We start from the raw sequence: 22193 nt of genomic DNA, 5'->3' as shown, positions 1-22193 counted from the left end.
TACGAAGCCTGGCAGCACAGTGCTATACTGTATATCCATACAGTTATCTTATTCAGCACTCATGCCTGTGTTTGTACCGATCAATCTCGACCCACTGCCACCAGCCGCCCCTGATCGGGCGGCCGCCAGCCGGCTCGGTGCGGGCAGCTTCTCCAGCATGTACGATGAGCCAGTCACTTCCGCCACGAGCGACGCCGAACTGGCGCGCGAATACATCTCTCATGGTGAGCTCAGCCCCAAGTCGATTGCCAATCTGCAGAAGGAGCTGTACCGGTTCCTGACCTGGTGCCGCGAGGAAGCAGGCAAGACGTTCCAGCAGCTGAACGTTGGCGACCTCAATCTGTACAAGGAATTCATCCGGCAGCCGCCGCCCGCGTGGATCAGTACCACCAAGTGGCCGCGCAACGATCCGCGCTACCGGCCGTTCACTGGACCACTGTCCGACACCAGCCGTCGCCAGGCGATGATTGCGATCAAGGGCGTGCTGACGTTTGCCGAGCAAACCGGCTACCTGCGCCGCAATCCAGCGCGGCTCGTGCGCAATGTCCGTGCTGCGCACGCGAGCCGCATCACCCGCTATCTGAGCCCGGATGCGATTGCCTATGCGCTGGCTGCGGCCGAGGCACGGCCTGGCGACACCGAAGCGACAGCGCGTCAGCGAGCGCGTGACCGCTTCCTGCTGATCGCGTTTGCGCAGACCGGCGCGCGCCTGAACGAAATCGTCAGCGCGACCATGGGCGCCGTCTACAGCGAAGGCGACGGGCGCTGGTGGCTCGACGTGCTGGGCAAAGGCAACAAACCGCGCCGCCTTCCGGCGCCCCCAGCCACCATCGGCGCCTACCGTGATTACCGGCGCGCGTTCGGTCTGCTGGAGCAGACGAGCAGGGGGGATCGGATGCCTCTGGTGCTGTCGAGCCGCACGAAAGACTATGTGGGGATCACCGACGAGGCTGCATCCGAAGCGCTCAAGGCGATCTTTCAGCTTGCAGCGGACGAGGCGGCGGCGAAGGGGGATGGCGATAGCGCATCGATGCTGAGGCTGGCATCACCGCACTGGCTACGGCACAGCATGCTGACGAATCATGCCAATAGTGGGGTGCAGCTTAAGACGCTGCAAGATACCGCCGGGCACGCGAATATTGCAACGACAGCAGCCTATCTGCACAAGACCGACCATGAGCGGCATGACGAGATTCTTCGGTCCAACGGTGACCGGGGTATTAAATGACTGTGGCGTAAGGCTAAGCCTTACCAGTAAAAAAGTAACTAACCAACAAAAGACTTACGAATTACCTGATAACTCAGCGGCCAACAACCTCGGACTCGATAACATTGATCAGCCCGGTCGGCAGAACAAAAGCCGGGCGGGTCTCAGCCAGCCGTGAGCAGCAGGAGCCGACAGGACAAGCACTGTCGCTCACGGATGCCACGGCTGAAGGCTCAGACAGGGATCGACGACGTACCGCCCTCTGCGCTACCGTAATTCTGTAACTCGTCGAGTGTCAGACGCCGCTCGTTCAACGCCGTAATGATCGCGCCGAGTTGTTCATCATCCGGCTGGATGTAGACGATTCGCTGTTCAAGGAGGTTGTCCCAGTATGGCGTGTAGGGGACGGCAGTCTCGGTCATGACTTCTGCTGCAAAGCTGCCATCGTGCATTTCGCCGACGAGTGTGATGCGGGTTGTGGCTGGGACAGTATTCTGGACAGTGATATTCATGGTGTTCCTTTGAGTGATCAGTAAGTGTCATTCCATTGTCACGCAGTCATCGGGTGTTTGCAAATCGCTACCGTTGTGTCGTGCGCGCCTCCCGCGTTCGATCCTCGATCACGGTATTGAGCTGATGGGCGATGGCGAGGGGAGCGTGGCGCGTGCGGCAGGAATGACACGGTGGCGGTATCTGGTGACATGGTGCCGCGTCGTGGGTCAGGAACGGGCAGGCTGGAAGGTGCCGCGCCAGGATTGTAGATGCAGTCGATCGCGTCCACCCACATTTGGCAGATGCGGTCCGGGCTTGGCGCTTGCTTGATGAGGAAGCAGGGTAGCAGGGGCAAAGACTGTGTTGGAATCCCCGCTAGCGCTGGGGTGGTTGGACAAAGCACGATGATCGAGCATTGTCCGACGCTGTAATACGACATGTGAATCGGGGAAGCAAGGAGCCATACCGCGTTTGCAATTCAAGCTGCATCCACATGCAGCGATGTTGAAAACGCAAATGGCAGGCAATGTGAGTCTTTATGATTGTGAGCAAAGAAACGTCAGAAACAACGCGGTGAAACAAAGCCGTGCTTGAACAAAATATTCGATCTGGATGAGGTAATGCCTACGACATTCACGCAGATACGAATAATAATAATAAATGTAACTAACCAACGAATGAAAAATAAATGCAGAATAAATCGAGAGTCACGAGCTATAAAAAAATCAACGAACAACAAAGAAGCTTGCAAGAAGAGGAGGGTTATCGAAAGGTAAAAGACATACTCTTGTGATAACCAGCCAAAACAGAATCATCACGACATCATTCGATCAGCTACCGCTGCCGTTGACAATATTGTCATTGTCGACGTGGGGTTTGCGGGTTTGCTTCAGGGGAGCATGATCATGCGACTCGCCTGTCGTTGTGGCTTGGGCACCCATGCGGCGCGCGTGGACTCGCGCAATAACCTTGAACTGCCAACACAACTCCACGAGTTACGGAATAGCTGCTTGACCTGACAGGTAGCCAATCACTGTGTCGATACATCCGCACGCAGCAGCAAATTACGCTTGCAATCTTGTTACTTATATCGCTGACATGTATTCACCTGAAAGCAACACTCTGCCTCGCTGTGTTGAAGATTCTGTGGACCATCGCCGTAAATATTGCTTACCATGGAAAGAGCAACGGGATCTATCGGAGATAAGTTTTTATCAATTTGTTGAGTATGCCTCGGCCAGATGCCTGGCCGTATTCCATGATTCTTTCGTTACATCAGAAAGTTAAAAAAAATGACGTTCAACTCCAGAAAAGGCTTCTCCGTTATTGCATTGATATCGGGTATCGGAATGGCTGGTTTCAGCCCGGCCAGCTATGCCTGTTCCGTCGAGCCTTATATAGGAAGCGTCTGTGTCATGGCAGTGTCCCCAAGCCGGTTCCCGGGCATTGGATCGAGCTATTTGCTGGCCATGGGACAAACCATGCAGATCAACCAGGCGACTGCGCTATATTCACTGGTGGGCACGACCTTCGGTGGCAATGGCAGCAGCAATTTCAACCTGCCCGACCTGCGCGGCAGGGTCATTGTCGGGTATGACCCGAGAAATCCGGGTGGCGGCGCCATGGGAGCCAATGGCGGCAATACGTCGGTCAAGCTCACTATCGCCCAGCTGCCGATGCATGCCATGTCGTTCACTGCGCCGGTCAACCTGAGCGGTCTGACGGCGCAGACCACGCTGACAGGCCTGAGTGCGACCGCAAACCTGTCGGGTCTGGTGATTGCGGGTTCCGCCAGCGGTCTGGTCGTGAAGGCATCATCGGGCGCCGGCGGCGTGACCACGCCGACCAACAACTACCTGGGCAAGCCCACGAGTCCCACCGCTGGTCCGTACACCGCCAACGCGCCCGATGTGAACCTCAATGCCGGCACCATCGGCGGTACGCTCTCGCTGACCGTTGGTCAGGGCGTCACCGCTCCGGTGGCATTTACCGGCAACGCGTCGACCACGCTGACCGGCGCCGCCACCGTATCGGGCAATACGGCGCCGATCGGCAGCAACGCTGATATTCCAACCATGCCGCCGTATCTCGTGATGCCTTATTACATCGCAGTCAACGGTATTTATCTCTCTTCAAACGACTGAGCATGGTCGACACGCCGACAGCGATGACATCGCCGGCGCGGTGGTCAACGGTCGGTTCAACTCAGGAAGCCATGTCGCGAAACGCCATATTGCTTGTTGCTTTGCTGCTGACCGGACCGGTGCAGGCACAATCGTCGATCGAGGATTTGTCCAGGGAACTGGCGCCGGCCCAGAAAGCGTTGGCCGTGCGTGATTTTGCGAAGGCGTACCCGGCATATGCTGCGCATGCCGGTGCCAATCCCCTGGCCCAATTTACCCTGGGCTTATTCGAGCGCGAAGGATGGGGACGCGATGCCGATCCGGTTGCCGCTTGCGCATGGTTCGCACAAGCCGCGCAACAGCAGATTCCGGCCGCTGAACAGGCATTCGGCGATTGTCTGGCACAAGGCATTGGCCGCGCTGTCGACGGGCAGGCCGCAGTACAGTGGTATCGCAAAGCCGGCGCGTCGGGTGTCTCCTACGCGTTGTGCCAGGCGGCAGACCTGTATATCAGCGGGAAAATTGTTGCCAGGGATGTCGCCCAGGGTCTGGCGCTATGCACGGCCGCAGCCCAGGCGGATTCGCCGCCGGGCATGTTGAAGCTAGCTAATTACTACCGCGAAGGTACCGTCGTTCCGCAGAACTTGCGCCTTGCCAGATATTGGTACGATCAGGCCGCGCAGCGCCACAACCGTGAAGCGCAGTTCCGCCTCGGGCTGATGCTCAGCGAAGGCGAGGGCGGCGATGCGAACGTCGCGCAGGCACGCTTCTGGATGGAGCACGCCGCCATGGAGGGCTATGCGCCTGCCTACCTGCCGACGGCAATCCTGTACGCAAACGCCACGCCCGACCCCGGTACCGGGGCCCTGACGCCGGCCGACCTGGCCAAAATCTACATGTGGAACCGCGCCGCCAGGGCCAGCACACCCGGTTCCGTGCAACTGGCGGAAATCGACCGCATCGAGAGACTGGTACTGACCGTCATGCCGGCTCAGTGGCAACCGGACCTCGACCGCCGCGTTGCCGATCATATTTCCAAGTACCCGCAATAAATCGCGCCAACTAGTCAGAACCATCGCCCTACAGGGAACCAAATGGACCGCCACGCCTCAATCAATCGCATTTACCGACTCGTCTGGAGTCATGTACACAAGACGTGGGTCGTGGTCGCCGAGACGGCGCGCGGCCGCGGCAAGAAGACCAATCGCAAGCTGCTGGCTGCAAGCGCTCTGGCGGTCGCAACGCAGCTGGCACACGCGGGCCCCACGGGCGGACAGGTAACTGCTGGCAGCGGATCGATCCACCAGTCTGGCAATACCACAACGATCAATCAGTCCAGTCAGACCCTCTCGCTCACGTGGCAGAGCTTCAACACGAATGGCGGCGAGACGGTCAATGTCGTGCAGCCGTCAAGCAGTGCGATCGCGGTCAATCGCATCTTCGACACCAATGGCACCCAATTCATGGGCAAGCTCAATGCCAATGGCCAGGTCTACCTGATCAACCCCAACGGCGTGCTGTTCGGCGCCGGTTCGCAGGTCAACGTGGGCGGCCTGATTGCATCCACGCTCGACATTGACGATGCTGCGCTCGATGGCGCGGCGCGCCGGTTCAGCGGCGCCGGCACCGGCAGCATCGTCAATCGCGGTAGTATCACGACGCCCGATGGCGGGTACGTCGCCTTTATCGGCAACCGCGTCAGCAACCACGGCATCATCGGTACGCCCACGGGCCGTGTGGCACTAGGCTCTGGCAGCGACGTGACCTTGTCGTTCGCCGGCAACAGCCTGGTCAACATGCAGGTCAACCGGAGCACGCTCGATAATCTCGTGGAAAACGGCGGCTTGATCCAGGCCGACGGCGGCGCCGTGATCCTGACCTCGGGTGCGAAGGATGCCGTGCTGGCCAGCGTGGTCAACAACACCGGCATCATCCAGGCACGTACCGTGGAAAACATCGACGGCACGATCGTGCTCGGCGGTGGGCAACAGAGCACGGTCAGTAACGGCGGCACGCTGGATGCGTCGGGGTTGGCTTCGGGCCAGCAGGGCGGTACGGTCAAGGTGCTGGGCGATCACGTCGCGCTCGCGGCCGGCAGTACGATCAATGTGTCGGGCGACGCGGGCGGTGGTACGACTCTGGTGGGCGGCAACTTTCTTGGCGCCGGCCCCGAACGGAATGCGCTGACGACCGATGTGGCCGCCGGAAGCACGATTCAAGCGGACGCGATCACGCGCGGCAATGGAGGACAAGTAGCGGTCTGGTCGAATGACACCACCCGGTTCGATGGCAGCATCAGCGCCCGTGGTGGCGCGCAGGCAGGTGATGGCGGTCAGGTGGAAACCTCGGGCCATGTGCTCAAGGTCAGCAAGTCCGCCGCGGTCGATACCTCGGCCGCCCGCGGAACGACCGGCAGCTGGCTTCTGGATCCGGCCGACATCACCATCGGCAACCGTAGCTCATGGGATTCTTCGGTCAATATCGATGTCGACTCTGTGGCACTGACGAGAGCGCTCAATACCACCGACGTCACCATCAAGACGACCGCTTCGCTGCCCGACTGCACTGGTGTCGCCTGCACGAACGGCAGCAGCGGCCAGGGCGATATCAATATCCTCGATGCGATCGGGGGCGTGGCCGATTTCGACGATGGCGGCCGTATTTACAACTGGATCAGCACGAAGACCCTGACGCTGAGTGCCTATCGCGATATCCGTTTCGTGACCACGCGCAATGCGACAACTGCAGGGGGCTTTGGCGATGTGGGTGGTGTGATCGAGGTGCAGGGGGGCGGAAAAGTCGTCCTGCGTACCGACAACGCTGGCAGGGGGATGGGCACCGTCAGATTCGACGATCCGGGTTACTCGTATATCTACGCGGACAGCGCCAGCACGATCGACATCTTCTACAACCCTGAACGGGATGGTAACGGCACGTGGATTGCGACCGACTACAACGCGTACAACCTGGGAAACCCTGGCACGCTCAATACGTTCATGCTCGTCAACTTCGCAGCAAACGTCGGCAGCAAGACCTATGACGGCACCACCACCGCGAGCCTGAACGGTTTGACGATCCTGGGCGGCGCACCCGGCGACATCACCATCGACACCAGCCAGGCAACGGCCAATTTCCAGAACAAGAATGCAGGTTCGAACAAGCCGGTAACCATCAGTGGCATCGGCCTGGTCGGCGCCAACGCCAACGCCTACGCCATCAACGGCCTGGATAACAAAACCGCGACGATCGCCAGGGCCGACATCACCGTGTACGGTGTGACTGCCAACAACAAGACCTACGACGGCACCACTGCCGGCACCCTGTCGGGTACTGCGGCCGTCAATGCGTTCGCCAGCGATGTCGTGTCGGTGAGTGGCAGCGGCAGCGCGGCCTTCGGCGACAAGAACGCCGGCAACGCCAAAGCCGTCACCGTCAGCGGCTATACCCTGAGCGGCGTTGACGCAGCCAACTACACGATCCGGCAGCCGACCGGTCTGTCGGCCAATATTGGCAAAGCCAATCTGGTCGTGACCGGCGTCACCGCAAGCAACAAGATCTATGACGGCACGACTGTCGCGACCCTGTCGGGTAGTGCGACGGTGGCGGCCTTTGGCGCCGACGCCGTGACGGTGAGCGGGACCGGCAGCGCCAGCTTCGCAAACAAGAACGCCGGTAACGGTAAACTGGTGAATGTCTTCGGCTACACCCTGAACGGCGCCGACGCGGGCAACTACAACGTCGTGCAGCCAACTGGCCTTGTCGCCACCATCGACAAGGCCAGCCTGCAGCTGACGGGCGTGTCGGTCAGCGACAAGGTCTACGACGGCACCACGGCGGCGACCCTGTCCGGCAGTGCGAGCGTGACGCCCCTTGGCCTTGATGACGTGTCCCTGTCAGGCAGCGGCAGCGCAGTCTTTGCCGACAAGAACGCCGGGAGTAACAAGTCCGCAAACGTCAGCGGCTTCGTGCTTGCCGGCGCGGACGCGGGCAACTATAACCTGCTGCAAGTGGGCGGCTTGAGCGCGAATATCGGCAAGGCCGATCTTACCGTGGCCGGTGTGGTCGCGAACAACAAGGACTACGACGGCACCACGGCGGCGACGCTGTCCGGTACCGCGACCGTGACGCCGTTCGGCAGCGATGCGGTGACCCTGGCCGGCACCGCGACGGCGGGCTTCCTGAGCAAGAACGCCGGCGCGGGCAGGGCGGTGACGGTCAGCGGCTATTCGCTGAGCGGCGCCGATGCCGGCAACTACAATATTGCGCAGCCAACCGGCCTGAACGCCGACATTGCCAAGGCCGACCTCGCCGTAAGCGGCATCACCGCAAACAACAAGACCTATGACGGCACGACCGCAGCGACGCTCTCGGGCAATGGCACCGTGGCCGCATTCGGCAGCGACGTGGTCGTGGTCGGGGGCGCCGGCATGGCCAGCTTTGCCGACAAGAACGCCGGCAACGGCAAGCTGGTGAATGTCGTTGGTTACACCTTGACCGGCGCCGACGCGGGCAACTACAACGTCGTGCAGCCAAGTGGCCTGACTGCCACCATCGACAAGGCCAGCCTGCAGCTGACCGGCGTGTCGGTCAGCGACAAGATCTACGACGGCACCACCACTGCGACCCTGTCCGGCACTGCAGGCGTGACGCCTTTTGGTACTGACCAGGTTGCATTGAGCGGCAGCGGCAGTGCGGTCTTCGCTGACAGGAATGCGGGCAGTAACAAGGCGGCCAACGTCAGCGGCTTCGTGCTTTTCGGCGCGGATGCCGGCAACTACGATCTGCTCCAGGTGGGCGGCCTGTCCGCCACGATCTTCAAGGCCGGTCTCGTCGTCGGCGGCGTGTTCGCGAACAACAAGATCTATGATGGCACCACGGCGGCGACCCTGTCCGGCACCGCGACCGTGACGCCATTGGGCGGCGACGCCGTGAGCCTGTCGGGCACGGCAACGGCCAGCTTCGCGAGCAAGAACGCCGGTGCGGGCAGGGCGGTGACGGTCAGTGGCTATTCGCTGGACGGCGCCGACGCAGGCAACTACATGATCGCGCAGCCGATCGGGCTGAACGCCGATATCGGCAAAGCGAGTCTGACCGTGACCGGCATCACCGCCAACAACAAGACATATGACGGCACAACCACCGCAACGCTGTCCGGCAGCGCGTCCGTGGCTGCATTCGGCGCTGACCTGGTCGCGGTGAATGGCAACGCCAGCGGCAACTTCGCCGACAAGAACGCCGGCACAGGCAAGGCGGTCGCCGTCAGCGGATACACCCTCGGCGGTGCGGACGCCGGCAACTACACGCTGGTGCAACCGGGTGGCTTGAGCGCCGATATCGGCAAAGCCGACCTTGCGCTATCCGGCCTGTCGGCGCGCAACCGCAGCTATGACGGCACCACCACCGCCACGCTGTCGGGCACCGCCTTCGTCCGTCCGATCGGCGCAGACGTCGTGACGCTCGGCGGCGTCGGTGTCGGCGCGTTCTTGGACAAGAACGCGGGCAGTGCGAAGCGTGTGACAGTGTCCGGCTACACGCTTTCGGGGACCGATGCCGGTAACTATAACCTTGTCAGCCTGGATAGTCTGAGCGCCGACATTACCAGGGCGAGTATCAACGTCTCGGGTATCGTAGCCAGCGATAAGGTATTCGACGGTACGACCGCAGCGACCGCCGACACCAGGGGCGTGGTGTTCGCGGGCCTGTTCGGCACGGATCGGCTCACTGTCGCCTCGCTCGGCGCTTTCGACGATGCCGGCGTCGGCACCGGCAAGGTGGTCAGACTGACCAATACCTATGGTGGTCCCGACATTGGCAACTACGACATTGCCACCGACCAGACGACCGCGTTCGCCAGCATTACCGCAGCGCCGGTGCAACCGCCAACACAGCCCAATCCACCGGTGCAACCGCCGATACAGCCCAATCCGCCGGTGCAACCGCCGATACAGCCCAATCCGCCGGTGCAACCGCCGGTACAGATCGCACCGCCAGTCACGCCGGTCACGCCGGAAGTGCAGGCGCCGGAGCAGGTGCGCACGATTCTGGCGCAGGTACAGTCGATGGTCTTGCCACCGCAAGCGGGCGCCCGTCCTGGCGCGCTTCGTCTGTCGTCCACGCTGCAAGTGTCATCGGACGATGGCAAGGCAGCGCCCGCGGCGCAAGCAGACCGGGATGCGCCAGTGCCGTCGATCATCACGACGGTCGGGGCCGGGGTGGGGGCGCCGCGCCTCCAGATCCAGAATGGCGGCATGCTGCTGCCGCCTTTGGCGTCCGTCGCTACTGAATGAACACTTGCATGAAATCTGTTTCCAAGGGACGCATGATGTTGAAACCTCTCGTCGCTGCGCTCGCGATGGCATCGCTCCAGGTCGATGCGCAGACGCAGCAGGGTGTGCCCAATTCCGGCACGATCCTGCAGCAGGTGCAACCCGCACTGCCACCGGCGTTATCAACCAAAGGCCCGACCGTGCAGGTTGCCCCGGTAGCAAAGGGCGGCCTGTCAGCATCAGCGCCGTTCAAGGTCGACACCATCCGCATTATCGGTAACACCGCATTTTCCACAGAGACCTTGCATGCGCTGGTGTCCGCGGCTGAAGGCACGAGCATGACCTTGCCGCAGCTAGAAGCACTGGCTGCGCGCATTACTGCCTACTACCAGCGCAACGGCTTCCCGCTGAGCCGGGCCGCGATACCGGTCCAGACGGTTGCCGGGGCCAGCGTGACAATTCAGGTTCTGGAAGCACGCTACGGTGCGGTGCGTGTGAACAATCGCAGCCAGGTGAGCAATCCGCTGCTGGAGGCAACCACGGCGGCGTTACAGACCGGACAGGACATCGGCGAGCGGGGCCTCGACCGCACGCTGTTGCTGCTCTCGGACATTCCAGGCGTCGGCGTGAACGCGATCCTCAAGCCGGGCACCGACATCGGCACCTCCGATCTCGACATCATCACGAGCCACAATCCTGCCGCCTTTGCCAATCTGGCACTGGACAACGCGGGCAACCGCTACATCGGTCGGACACGCCTGAGCGGCTCGGTCGACCTGGTCAATCCGCTGCACCGGGGCGACATCTTGACTGCGACCGTGGTCAGCACCGGTAAGCGCATGAAATACGGCCGCATGAGCTACGACACTCTGGTCAACGGTGCAGGCACCCGTGCCGGACTGGCATATTCGGCGGTGCGCTACAAGCTGGGCGATCAGGTGCGTGCACTGGACGCCAACGGTACGGCGGATGTCGCCAGCGCGTGGATCAGGCATCCGTTGGTCCGCGCCAGGCAGGCCAACGTGTACGTCGAGCTGCAGTACGATGACAAGCAGTTGCGTGACCGGATAGACCTGAGCGGGGTGCGTACCGACCGTGACCTCACGAACTGGGTCCTGAGCCTGAACGGCGACCTGCGCGATGATTTCCTGGGCGGCGGCGCGAACCGCTGGAGTGTGTCGTGGACTGCCGGTGACGTCAATTTCCAGGACCTCACTGCGCGCGTTGCCGATGCCGGGTCCGCCCGTACGGAAGGCAGATACGCGAAATGGAATGCCAATTTCTCCAGAATCCAGGCCGTGACGCCCGGTACGATGTTCTACCTTAATCTGGCGGGGCAGTGGAGCGACGCCAACCTCGATTCAGCGGAGAAGTTGAGCATCGGTGGTCCATACACCATGCGCGCCTATGACATCGGCGCGTTATCAGCGGACACCGGTTACTTCGCGACAGTCGAGCTACGCCACGACCTGGGCCTGTTTGCGGCTGGCCGCTGGGAGGCAACGGCCTTCGTTGAAAGCGTTCGTACCAGGATCAATCGCGATGCCTGGAGCCGCGGCGAGAACCGCGCCACGCTCTCAGGCGCAGGCATTGGCCTTTCCTGGGTCGGTCCAGACGGGTGGCGCGCCAGTTTGTCGGCTGCAACGCCCATCGGCGGCAAATCGCCGTTGGTTGCACCACAAGCTTCCGTGCGCACCTGGTTCGTCGCGAGCAAGGCGTACTGAACAGGGCTTTGGCGCAGAGGCGACGCTGCAGCAGAGCGGCCAATGCCGGTCAACCGGAGTCATCAGTTTAACTCGACATTAGGGAATATATTGTCGAGTTAGAAAATTGCGTGATCGTATCTGCTTGTCCTCTGCATATGACGGGGGTAGAGTTCAGGCAATGACCAAATGTACCTTGCCTGATGAAAATTGAGCACATTAGCGTCGGCGCCTATCGTGGCTCACAGCGCAATGATGACCACGTCGCAGTGTTCACGTCTGCTGAAATGACTGACATTGTCGTGATTGACGGCGGCTCATCCGTGGCGGACTGCGACTACATCGATGAATGCCAGGGCGATGTCGCATGGTTTGTCCATGCTTTTACCGCGGCACTGGAGAAAACGCTGACATCAGGGCGCAACCAGCAGGATTGCGTCTGGCTCGCGATCGCTGATGTCAGAGCGCAGTTCATGCATCTGGCAGCTGGTCTGCACGTACCGGTATATGCGTGGCCGATTGCAGCGATGACCTGGTTAAAGATTCTGGACCACGACGGCGTCACACGCGCAATGCTCTACAGTCTTGGTGACTGCAAAACCTTGTTGTACACGGCTCCCACAACCTGTATCGACCTGGATCCATTCGTGAATCCCCAGGAAGCCATCTTGCAAGACTGGATTGCCACGTTGAAGACTGAAGGCGTCGACGATCCGGTACGTCGGCGTGAACGCATGTTGCCAATGCTGCGCGCACGGCGCGAATCGCAAAACACGGCGCCGGCGCCCAGTGTGCTGTGCCTTCAGCCGAACGGGCCGTTCCAGGTGCGTACGGGCAGCGTTACTCTGTCGCACGATGCGAATGTGCTCGTGATGACGGATGGATTTTATCGACTGGTCGATCTGTACGGTTTGCATACGGATGTTTCTCTGGCAGAGGCATGCATTGACTTCGGCTTGCAGTCGCAACTCGACAAGTTGCGGGACTACGAGTCGACGTCTGCAGGGACTGGCGTAAGCGCTGTAAAGTCAGCGGATGACGCATCTGCGGTGCTTTGGACCGCAACATAGATTCGGTGGATAGGGAGGTCTTCTTGTTTGCGTCGATCTGGTCTGGTTCATATCGATAGCGCATTTAACATAATATAGATTATGCGGTGTTTAGATTTCTGCTTGGATGCCTGCGGGCTGACCCAGATATGCGCCATGTCAGCCATACAGTCAGTCTTTCCCAACCAAGTCCCCGGCCACCGGCAAAACAAACCCATGGCCCAATTGCGCCATGTGCAGCGCCTGTTCCAGAGACTCGATACGGCGCAGCAGCGTCAATGCCAGCGCGAGACCGTTTCGGTCCAGTTCAAAGTCATCCTGCAGCCTTCGCGCCTGCCTGACGGTGAGAACGTGCACCGAGTGGAAGCCGGCGCCCGGGTTCGACGCATCAGCTGGCGCGATCACGCCATCCTCGACCAGATTGCTGATGTCATCCAACGATAGTCCGGATACTTCAACCAGATGATCAATCGAGCATACTGCCGTATCGTTAAGCCAGACCGCATGAGTCACTTGCATGGACATGAGTAAATCTCCTTAGCCGAAGTTGGCACGGGCCTGAAACTTGGACGCCTCTGCCAGTTGCTGGTACAGCGCGCGCTCGGCATCGCTGACCTGCGACGGGACGTTGATGACGATGACTGCATAAAGCGCACCAGCAACACCGCCGGGCCCGCGCAAGCCACGCTTGGCCAGGCGCAGTTGCTGGCCCGCTGTGGATCCTGCCTTTACAGTCAGTTCGACGTGGCCGTCCAGTGTTGGAATCCGAACCGCTGCGCCCAGCACGGCCTCCCAGGGAGCAAGTGGCAAATCCATGTACAGATCGCGCCCGCTGAGGCGATATAACGGGTGCGGCATCAATGCCAGCGCGACGTACAAGTCGCCGGCCTGACCGCCGCGGTGGCCAGGACCACCCTTGCCTGCCAGGCGCAGCCGCTGACCGTTGGCCGCGCCGGCTGGGATCGTGATGCGAAACGTCCGGCTGACCAGGTGCTGCACGCCCCGTGCATCGGACTCGGGCAGATTCGCACGTACTTCGATCTCACCGCCGCTGTGGATCTGCTCGAGCGTGACGGGTGCGGAAATATCCACGTCCTGGCCCCGGACGGGCGCTGGCCGGCGTGCTTGACCACCCCTCCCGCCACGTCCGAATGCGGCAAACAGATCGGCAAGGTCTGCCTCGTCGAAGCCGGCCCCGTCCGTACTGAAATTGTTCTGCCATCCGGGCGGTGGCGCAACGTCGGCGTCTTCCGGCGCCTTGCCAAGCTCATCGTAAGCGAGGCGCTTTTCGGGATCTTTCAAGACTGCATACGCCTCGCCGATTGCCTGGAATTTCTCTTTGGCCGATGCATCCTTCGAGACATCAGGGTGAAATTTGCGTGCCAGCTTGCGGTACGCGTGCTTGATCTCGTCAGCACTGGCAGTGCGCGCAACGCCCATGGTCTGGTAGTAGTCTTTATATTTCACAAGGATCCCGGGAATTTACGGTGAATTGACATGGTGAGAAAACATTGGGCGATCATTTGCCTCGCGCAATCTTCGGCAACATCCTTTGTTGAAGATCGATTTCATGTTTGACGCTCGCCGCGCGATCAGAGCTGGTTGCAGGTGCACTTAGACTTACTGCTTGCATGTTTGTTTCTACGTCGATGCCGCCGCTTCTGCTGGCGGGTTTGCTTTTATTCTTTTTTCAGCCAAAGTTGGTTAGTTACTTTTTATCTCTCTGGCGTGTGACAGGCGGAGACTGCAATGCAGAACTTCTCAAACCCTTGTCGTCCTACATCTTGCACGAGAACAGCTCGACATGGGGGAGTTTATGTAATTCCTGGAGTTTCGTTTAAGCGCAGCCTTTCAGAGCACCGCCTTTCCCGGGACAGCGCAGGCAAACGATCGTGTCTAAAAACCGACACCGCATCGTATAGAGCAATCAACTTTTAGAGGAATGACGCGACGTACCCAGGCTGACAACCTCGTATTCCATCAATAGAAACTGGACCACAAACAAGGCAATCATCACGCTTAATTCGATAAAAATCCCGACGTTATAGCCGCCCGGCAGCGATGACCCCAGGATCGCGCGAAGACACATATACGCGATAAGCAGGTAATTTGTCGGCTTGCGCTTGATACGCAGCGTCGTCCTGCATGTCGGGCATGTCGTCGAGCCGTCGAGCCGTCGAGCGTCATGGATAATGTCGCAGAGTTGGAGAGAGAAAAATCCTGACATTGAGGACACTGGTACATGCTTCCCCCTAATGAGATAGAACGCGTGTTCCGATTCGATAGTAGCTGAATAACCCGCCCGTACGGTCACACAAAGTCACGTACAGTCAAATACTTCATCACTCGTCCCCTCCCCCGTCTTGACATGCCCCGCTGAACCTGACTCGCGTGCCCATCAGTTGAACTGATTCGATCTGCCGATGTTACGGAAACGTTAATCGACGAGGCACAATCAAACCTCCCTTCTGGTGGCTAATTTCGAAGTTGTTGTCTTTGAGAGAGTCGAGGACGTCGATAAATTCGTGTGTGGTAGCGCCTCTGTTGGTTAGTTACCTTTTTATGCTACTCTAGTGCATCCCAACCTGATTCCATCCTCCATGTCCACACCAACTTCATGGGACCGTGATCCCATCAAAGCATTCCGGGAATTCGTTGCCACCACGGCCTTCGCCGAGACCGGCCGCCGCCTGCCCATCGATGGCACGTTGCGCATCCCGTCAGCGGCATCGGCGAAGATCTACAACTTCATGTTTGCCAACGTGGCGGGCTGGATGCTTGAACAAGGCCTCACCTTCTCCACGGTCACCCACACCGACCTGGCCCGGTTCATTGGTCGTACCGTTAAGGGAAAGCTCATCCTCAACAGCAAGATCGCCTACCGTTACCTGCGGCTCCTCGAGCGTTGCTATGAGCACCTGAACGTCAACCCCAACCCTGCTCAGCTGGCCATCCGCCACATCGATCGTGCCCACATGACGCGCGACGACGCCGGCCGCACATTGTCCGACGAGCAGTTGGTGCGGTTCTTCGCGGCCTTGCCGGCCGAGGCGCCACAGCGCCGCACCAGTACACCGTTCGAGGGCTGGAAGCGCCGGCGCGATCGTGCCATGCAGGTCGTCATGGCCCTGGCCGGTTTGCGCGTATCGGAAGCGATTGGCTTGCTGATGTCCGAGATCGGCCGCCAGCAGGCGCTCGATGGCTCGATCGTGCTGACCATCACGCCAGACGAAAAGCATGACACCAGCCACGAACACACGATCACCCTCCCCCGCGACGGCGCCGATGAGCTGCTGCCATGGCTTGCCGAGCGCGAGACGCTGGCCATCCCTGGCCAGTTCGTCTTCCCGGCCAATGCAGCCGGCGCCAGGATGACGAGGAAAACGGTGTATGTGCAGATGCGCGCCACCTTCGAGCGCGCCGGCATGGATCTGGCGCGCTCCGGCGGCCGCACGCTGCGTAACACGTTCGCCAAGCAGCAACTGGACAACGGTGCGAGTCCTGACGACCTCAAGGATGTACTTGGCTTGGCGCTTGAGCGCTCTGCGGCCGATTACAAGCTCACGCGCGTCAAGCCGGATCCGGGCGCAAACGATGACGACAAAGAATGATCAGACCGCCTCACTGAATCCGGGCCGAAACAGCGTCACGACGAGCGCCCCGATCGCGCGCAACGATGGCGTCGATATCGATAGCATCGGCCATCTTCCGATACCCGGCATCGCCCGGGTGCAGATGGTCGCCCGAATCGAGTTCAGCGCGCAGGCGCTGCGGCCGTGCCGGATCGCGCAGCACCACGTCGAAGTCGACCACGGCATCGAAGATGCCAGCGCCCCGGATCCAGTCATTCAACCGCAGGCGCAATGCCTCTTTCTGCGGGTTGTAATGCCCGGCAAACGGTGTTCCCTCCAGCGCGCCCTCGAATGGCGGTAGCGTCCCCACCGTGATCCGGATGTTTCTGGCATGCGCGGTGGCCGCAAGCTGGCGAAAGCCCGCCGTCAATTCGTTCAGCGTCACCATCGTTTCAGCCGGCGCGAAAGGACTGCCAGGCCAGCCGATATCGTTGATCCCCAACAGAACAATCACATCCGACACCCCGGGTTGGCGCAGCACATCCTGCTCGAATCGCGCCAGCGCGCGCTCGCCCATACCATCGCTCAGCAACCGCGCACCGGAAATGCCGGCATTGGCCACGGCGATGCCATGCGGCGCCAGGCGACGCGCGAGGAAATCGGGCCAGCGCCGATCCGCATCCGGCGTCGATCCGTTGCCATCGGTGATGGAGTCGCCCAGCGCCACCACCGTACGGCTATCCGGTAATGCGTCGACCAGCACGGCGCTGAGAAACAAGCGCCCTTCCACCCGCGTCGCTTTCGAAAACTCGGCTGCCCGGCTGGCATTGCCGGCAGCGATGCTGATACTTTGCGACGCACCCCAGTGAAACCCGGTGATCGCGGTGCGCTTTGGCAGATAGGTCGTGACCTCCAGCTGCGACAACGGCGCGACCGATAATGCAATCGGGTCGCTCGTGACCGTGGCGCCAGGCGCGATCGTCACCTGGCGCGCGCCTGCGAATGTCACCTGGCGCGCGCCTGCGAATGTCACCTCGCGCATCATCACGCTGGCCGCGCCGATTGCCAGAGGTGCTTTGCCATAGCGATTCGAAAACACCAGTTTGATGCGCTCGCCGCCGGCACTGATGCGAACGTATTCGCGCACCGTCTGATGATCCAGAACGGCAGGCACGTTCATCGGCAAAACGAATTGGCTGTCCCAGCCTGGTTGAGGCGCTGCGTACCAGGAAGTCATCCAATCCGTACGTGCGTCCTCGGCCAATGCGTTGCCTGCAAGGGTCATGGCAGCCCAGATCGCTGCGTTGTGTAGGTAGTGGCGCATGGGTACCCTCAGTGATAAAGAACCCACGATAGGTCATTCGATATCTTGCTGGAAGATGATAAAGTCGAACATTACTCATTCCATTCAAGAATATATCGATGGATACTCTGCGCGCTATGCGTACCTTCGTACGAACGCTGGAGCTGGGCAGCTTGTCGGCGGCAGCGCGTGAACTCGGGACGACGCAGCCGACGGTCAGCAAGCTGCTGGCCCAGCTCGAGCAGCACCTGGCTGTGCGGCTGTTTCAGCGCAGCACCAGGGGCTTGTCGCCAACCGACCAGGGGCGGCAGTTCTACCTCGATGCCAAACTGGTGCTCGATGGCTTCGATGCTGCGGTGGGCACCGTCCAGGGGATGGGCGGCCAGGTCTCGGGTCTTCTGCGCATCAATGCGCCGGTTGGCCTGGGGCAGTTGCGAATCAATGCCATTGTCGGGCGCTTTCTGGCCGCGCATCCGGCGGTGGAGATCGAACTGGTACTTGACGACCGCTATATCGATCTGGTCGCCGAAGGCGTCGATATCGCTTTCCGGCTCGGCGGACCGCTGCCGCCGGATGTCACCGGCCGCCACCTGGCCACGGTCCCGCGCTTTCTCGCGGCCTCGCCCGCCTATTTGCAACAACGGGGCGAGCCAGAACAGCCAGCCGATCTGACCGGCCACGACTTCGTGCGCTTCGCATGGACACCCGGAACCACGATCGATCTGCACCGCGACAATCAGGCGATCCAGGTGCCCGTCCGCAGTCGCTACCGCGTCAACAATGCACTGGCGATCCGCGAAGCGCTCGTGCTGGGCAGCGGCATTGCCATTTGCCCCGACTGGCTGATCCACGATCTGTCGTCGAGCGGCGCACTGGTTCAGGTATTGCCAGGCTGGATGGCCCGCAGTCAGGACTTATACGTGCTGACGCCATCGCGCCACTATCAGCCGCTGCGCGTAAAAACCTTCATCGAATTCGCGGTCGACCAATTCAGCCAGATCGGGGGCTTTCACGTGGCGGCGCCAGCGCAAGGCGATCAGACGCCACCGATAATCGCCGACCTTTCTTGACATATATCCGTGAGCGGCGTCGGGTACCAGGCTGCATCGCCCACCAGCGCCACGCGGTTGGCGCACCAGCGCGGCATGTGCACGCCCAGGGAGGCGCGGAGCTTGCCGTCGCGGCCACGCGCCCCTAGGTTGCCAACGAGGTGATGAAGGCAGACAGGCGCACCTGCCCGAATTCACGCAGCAGCGTGCCGGCCGCCTGGGCCATGGCCACTTCGAGTGCGCCGTTGATGGCCTGTTCCTGCGGGCAGCCCGGGTGATCGACATTTGCGCCGATTGCAAAGATCACGGGTTCTTCAAGTGCCTGGTACACATCGAGCACCGTGATGGCGTCGGGATCGACCGCCAGTACCCAGCCGCCGTTTCGCCCGGACGTTGACGTCACATACCCTGCCGCGCGCAGTCCGCCCATCATCCGGCGCACGAGCACGGGATTGGTATTGAGCATGACCGCGAGTTCCTCGGAACTCGTGGTATTGGTGCGGCCGTGAATATGGCTCAGGACGTGCAGCATGCGCGCCAGTCTGAAATCTGCTCTCATCGTTGAAATCCTCCTGCCATCATGATACCGAAACTTCAGGAGTATCGATATCGTCGGGAGTTGAACGCAATTCGTCGAGTTTCAGTTTTGTCGACTGTGACCGGACGTGCGTGTGGTAGCGCACCCAGTCACCACGGGACATGCGCTATGCTCAACCCACACTTCATTATGAAAGCAACCATGTCCCTGAATAACACCGTCGTCTGGCTCGACCACACCAAAGCCCAAGTCATCCACTTCGACAAGAATGCGTCGGAATCCGAGTCGATGAAAACCCATTCGACCCATCCGCATCCGCATCAGAAGCACGGCGACAACCACGTCAACGGTGATGACAACACGCTGTTCTACAAGGACATCGCCGCAGCGCTGACCGACAGCGAGCAAATTCTGGTCGTGGGCCCGGCCGAAGAAAAAACCGCGTTCGTCTCCTACCTGACGAGCAAAATGCCGGCGATTGCCGACAAGATCAAGTCAGTGGAAACGGTGGATCATCCATCGGAAGGCCAACTGCTGGCCTATGCACGCGAGCATTTCATCAGCAGCGGCGGCATGCAGTAATTCGCTGACAGTCTTTCAGCGCCAGCGCGCGATTAACCCGCTTGCCGTCATGGCACAGCGGGTTTTTTACCGCCTGCGCACAAACTGCAACTTCAGCAGTATCGGTTACAACGCCTACGCTACAGGTCGGTTCCGCGCGCGAAACTGCGCAGCCTTATGCCGATTGCCGCACAGCGCCATGCTGCACCAGCGCCTCCGGTGCGATTTCGTACGGTCGTAGAACCACAGCACGCACTCCGGATGCTCGCATTGTCTGACCAGCGTGAAATCACCTTCGGCCAGCAAGGTCGCGACAGCCTCGGCCAATACTCCCAACGCACGTGCGGGCGACGGCGCCCCGCCCTGATGCACCAAATGCGGCTGCACCTCGTCCCAGACAAGCGCCGGCGTCGACCTCACCGCCGCCAGATAACGGTTGAGCAGCGCAGGATCACCCTGTTTACCCTCCATACGGCGCGTGATCAGATCACGCGCGGCAGCGCGCAATACCTTCGCGTCGCGCAGCAAGGCATCCGCCGCGGGTCCGGAAGGCTGTCCCGCATCGATACCGCAACGCGCCAGCCAGTCCAGCACGGCGTGGCTGCTCCACCAGAAATCCTGCTGCGCGTCGCCGACGCCCGCCTCGGTGTTGAGCATGTCGAGCGCCAGATGATCAGCGATCAAAGGTGCTGCGCCAGCTTCGGACTGCAATGTATCGGCCATGACTGCCTCCAATGTAATAACCATCAAGATTATACTTGAAGGGTTACTCCACCCATGCCACAATGGGCCCATAACCTTAATTATGTAGTTTTAGAGGTTATGCCAATCAATGTCATTCAGGAGAACATTCATGCAAGATCACCCTACCGCCTTGTCCACCACCGTAATGCCTGTCGTACGCTACGCCAGCATCGCCATCGATGGCACCGACGTGTTCTACCGCGAGGCCGGCCCGGCCGACGCGCCTGCCATATTGCTGCTGCACGGCTTCGGCGCGTCGTCGCACATGTTTCGCAACCTGATCCCCGCGCTGGCCAAACACTATCGCGTGGTCGCGCCCGATCTGCCGGGCTTCGGCATGACGCGCACCGACCCGGCCTTCGAATTCACGTTCGCGCATCTTGCGGACGTCATCGACGCCTTCACGGATGCTGTGGGTTTCGATACTTATGCGATGTATGTGTTCGACTACGGCGCGCCAGTCGGCTGGCGTCTTGCCGTGCGCCATCCCGAGCGCATCACGGCCATCGTGAGCCAGAACGGCAATGGCTACGAAGAAGGCCTGAGCCCGGGTTGGGCGCCGATGCGCGCCGCGTGGGCCAATCCGAGCGCGGCGAATCGCGAAGCACTGCGCACATTCAATTCATTTGAGATGACGAAGTGGCAGTACACGGAAGGCGTTCGCGATGTATCGCGCGTCGCGCCCGATGGCTACGCGCTGGCGTTCGCCGCCACCGAACGCATCGGGGTCGATGCGCAACTGGACCTGCTGGTCGATTACGGACAGAACATTGCGCAGTACGCGCAGCTGCACGCGTACTTCCGTAAGTACCAGCCGCCGTTACTCGCAATCTGGGGCCAGAACGATCCGTTCTTCGTGCCGGCGGGCGCGCATGCGTTCACGCGCGACCTGCCGCAGGCCGAGGTGCGCTTCTTGGATACCGGTCACTTTGCGCTGGAGACGCACGGGCCCGAGATTGCTGAAGCAATGTTCGACTTCCTCGCCGGGCATGTCACGGGCAAGCGCGCCAGCGAGCGGTAAAGCTCAGGCCGCGCGCCTCGCGCACATGGCCATCGCCACCAGCTGCTGCTCGCGCATCAGGCGATACGACATAGAGACTTCGCGCATCAGGCAGATGAAGCCCGTCGTCAGGGCCAGCATCGCGCCAATGAAACTGGCAGCAATCAGATGGACAAGCGGCAGGCCGGTGGCGTCGCCGAGAAACAGCATCGCGATCACCAGGCAGACCAGCAGGCCGCACAGCGTGCTGGCGGCAATCGCGATATTGATCAGGCTGGAACGGCGGTGCAGACCGCTCAGCGCAGCCACACACTCGGCGTCGACGCACTTGATAGCGCGATCTTCCAACAAGCGCATCTGATCAATGATGCGGCCAAGCCGGTTGGTCAGCAGGATCAGCAGGATGCTGACACCAGCCAGCAGGAACACGGGCGCAATTGCCAACTGGATGACCTGACCGATATCGCCGAGCTGGAAGTTCATTGCAACGCTGTCCGTGGAGGGGAAGATGGCGGGAGTGTAGCAGCATCATTACGCAAAGCACGAGTGCCGGATACCCATGACCCGCTCACATTGCCTACTTCTT

At 60.7% G+C, this 22193-nt stretch carries 17 protein-coding genes; 10 read left to right on the top strand and 7 right to left on the bottom strand.

Annotation, left to right across the window (positions count from 1 at the left end; genetic code table 11):
* Window positions 1-61 precede the first annotated feature (61 nt).
* The gene (locus NX775_RS00460) at window positions 62-1228 is read left to right on the top strand and encodes a tyrosine-type recombinase/integrase (protein WP_258834192.1); all 1167 of its coding nucleotides are present in this window, start codon (window positions 62-64) and stop codon (window positions 1226-1228) included.
* Between the two features lie 212 nt (window positions 1229-1440).
* Here NX775_RS00460 and NX775_RS00455 read toward each other — a convergent pair whose 3' ends face one another.
* Entirely contained in the window at window positions 1441-1719 is a 279-nt protein-coding gene (locus NX775_RS00455; RefSeq protein ID WP_258834191.1) for a hypothetical protein, read from the bottom strand.
* Window positions 1720-3114: 1395 nt separating this feature from the next.
* Here NX775_RS00455 and NX775_RS00450 point away from each other — a divergent pair.
* The 5 genes from NX775_RS00450 to NX775_RS00430 all read left to right on the top strand — a co-directional run bounded on the left by NX775_RS00450 (window position 3115) and on the right by NX775_RS00430 (window position 12861).
* The gene (locus NX775_RS00450; protein ID WP_258834190.1) at window positions 3115-3843 is read left to right on the top strand and encodes a phage tail protein; all 729 of its coding nucleotides are present in this window, start codon (window positions 3115-3117) and stop codon (window positions 3841-3843) included.
* A gap of 2 nt (window positions 3844-3845) precedes the next feature.
* Window positions 3846-4874: a tetratricopeptide repeat protein gene (locus tag NX775_RS00445; protein ID WP_258834189.1), complete on the top strand. Its 1029-nt coding sequence runs from the start codon at window positions 3846-3848 to the stop codon at window positions 4872-4874.
* A gap of 42 nt (window positions 4875-4916) precedes the next feature.
* Window positions 4917-10109 carry a YDG domain-containing protein gene (locus NX775_RS00440; RefSeq protein WP_258834188.1) on the top strand — a complete coding sequence of 1731 codons (5193 nt, stop codon included), beginning with the start codon at window positions 4917-4919 and terminating at the stop codon, window positions 10107-10109.
* 8 nt (window positions 10110-10117) lie between these two features.
* Window positions 10118-11812, top strand: coding sequence for a ShlB/FhaC/HecB family hemolysin secretion/activation protein (locus NX775_RS00435; RefSeq protein ID WP_258834187.1), 1695 nt, complete (start codon window positions 10118-10120; stop codon window positions 11810-11812).
* 182 nt (window positions 11813-11994) lie between these two features.
* Window positions 11995-12861 carry a hypothetical protein gene (locus NX775_RS00430; protein ID WP_258834186.1) on the top strand — a complete coding sequence of 289 codons (867 nt, stop codon included), beginning with the start codon at window positions 11995-11997 and terminating at the stop codon, window positions 12859-12861.
* A gap of 150 nt (window positions 12862-13011) precedes the next feature.
* On the opposite strand, the gene NX775_RS00425 is transcribed toward NX775_RS00430, so the two are convergent.
* Both NX775_RS00425 and NX775_RS00420 read right to left on the bottom strand, forming a co-directional pair.
* A complete protein-coding gene (locus NX775_RS00425; protein WP_258834185.1) occupies window positions 13012-13365 on the bottom strand; it encodes a chaperone modulator CbpM in 354 nt (117 codons plus the stop codon).
* A gap of 12 nt (window positions 13366-13377) precedes the next feature.
* On the bottom strand, window positions 13378-14307 hold the full coding sequence (locus tag NX775_RS00420; RefSeq protein ID WP_258834184.1) for a DnaJ C-terminal domain-containing protein: 930 nt from the start codon (window positions 14305-14307) through the stop codon (window positions 13378-13380).
* Between the two features lie 1133 nt (window positions 14308-15440).
* On the opposite strand from NX775_RS00420, the gene NX775_RS00415 reads away from it, so the two are divergent.
* Complete coding sequence (locus NX775_RS00415; protein WP_258834183.1) at window positions 15441-16451, top strand: tyrosine-type recombinase/integrase; 1011 nt, start codon at window positions 15441-15443, stop codon at window positions 16449-16451.
* A 10-nt stretch (window positions 16452-16461) separates the two neighbouring features.
* On the opposite strand, the gene NX775_RS00410 is transcribed toward NX775_RS00415, so the two are convergent.
* Window positions 16462-17697, bottom strand: coding sequence for an SGNH/GDSL hydrolase family protein (locus tag NX775_RS00410; RefSeq protein ID WP_258834182.1), 1236 nt, complete (start codon window positions 17695-17697; stop codon window positions 16462-16464).
* Between the two features lie 137 nt (window positions 17698-17834).
* Here NX775_RS00410 and NX775_RS00405 point away from each other — a divergent pair, with 137 nt between their 5' ends.
* The gene (locus NX775_RS00405) at window positions 17835-18785 is read left to right on the top strand and encodes a LysR family transcriptional regulator (protein ID WP_258834181.1); all 951 of its coding nucleotides are present in this window, start codon (window positions 17835-17837) and stop codon (window positions 18783-18785) included.
* A gap of 124 nt (window positions 18786-18909) precedes the next feature.
* Here the strand turns inward: NX775_RS00405 and NX775_RS00400 are convergent, their stop codons facing one another.
* On the bottom strand, window positions 18910-19323 hold the full coding sequence (locus NX775_RS00400; RefSeq protein WP_258834180.1) for an Rrf2 family transcriptional regulator: 414 nt from the start codon (window positions 19321-19323) through the stop codon (window positions 18910-18912).
* A 180-nt stretch (window positions 19324-19503) separates the two neighbouring features.
* Here NX775_RS00400 and NX775_RS00395 point away from each other — a divergent pair, with 180 nt between their 5' ends.
* Complete coding sequence (locus tag NX775_RS00395; RefSeq protein WP_183552373.1) at window positions 19504-19884, top strand: translational machinery protein; 381 nt, start codon at window positions 19504-19506, stop codon at window positions 19882-19884.
* 114 nt (window positions 19885-19998) lie between these two features.
* Here the strand turns inward: NX775_RS00395 and NX775_RS00390 are convergent, their stop codons facing one another.
* Complete coding sequence (locus NX775_RS00390) at window positions 19999-20586, bottom strand: CGNR zinc finger domain-containing protein (RefSeq protein WP_258834179.1); 588 nt, start codon at window positions 20584-20586, stop codon at window positions 19999-20001.
* Between the two features lie 130 nt (window positions 20587-20716).
* On the opposite strand from NX775_RS00390, the gene NX775_RS00385 reads away from it, so the two are divergent.
* Complete coding sequence (locus NX775_RS00385) at window positions 20717-21628, top strand: alpha/beta fold hydrolase (RefSeq protein ID WP_258834178.1); 912 nt, start codon at window positions 20717-20719, stop codon at window positions 21626-21628.
* A gap of 3 nt (window positions 21629-21631) precedes the next feature.
* On the opposite strand, the gene NX775_RS00380 is transcribed toward NX775_RS00385, so the two are convergent.
* A complete protein-coding gene (locus NX775_RS00380) occupies window positions 21632-22090 on the bottom strand; it encodes a DUF2721 domain-containing protein (protein ID WP_258834177.1) in 459 nt (152 codons plus the stop codon).
* Window positions 22091-22193: the final 103 nt, after the last annotated feature.

It is taken from the genome of Massilia aurea, from assembly GCF_024753205.1.
Classification (GTDB): domain Bacteria; phylum Pseudomonadota; class Gammaproteobacteria; order Burkholderiales; family Burkholderiaceae_D; genus Telluria; species Telluria aurea.
The sequence above is the reverse complement of the archived record's forward strand: the minus strand, read 5'-3'. Positions and strand labels throughout refer to the sequence as shown.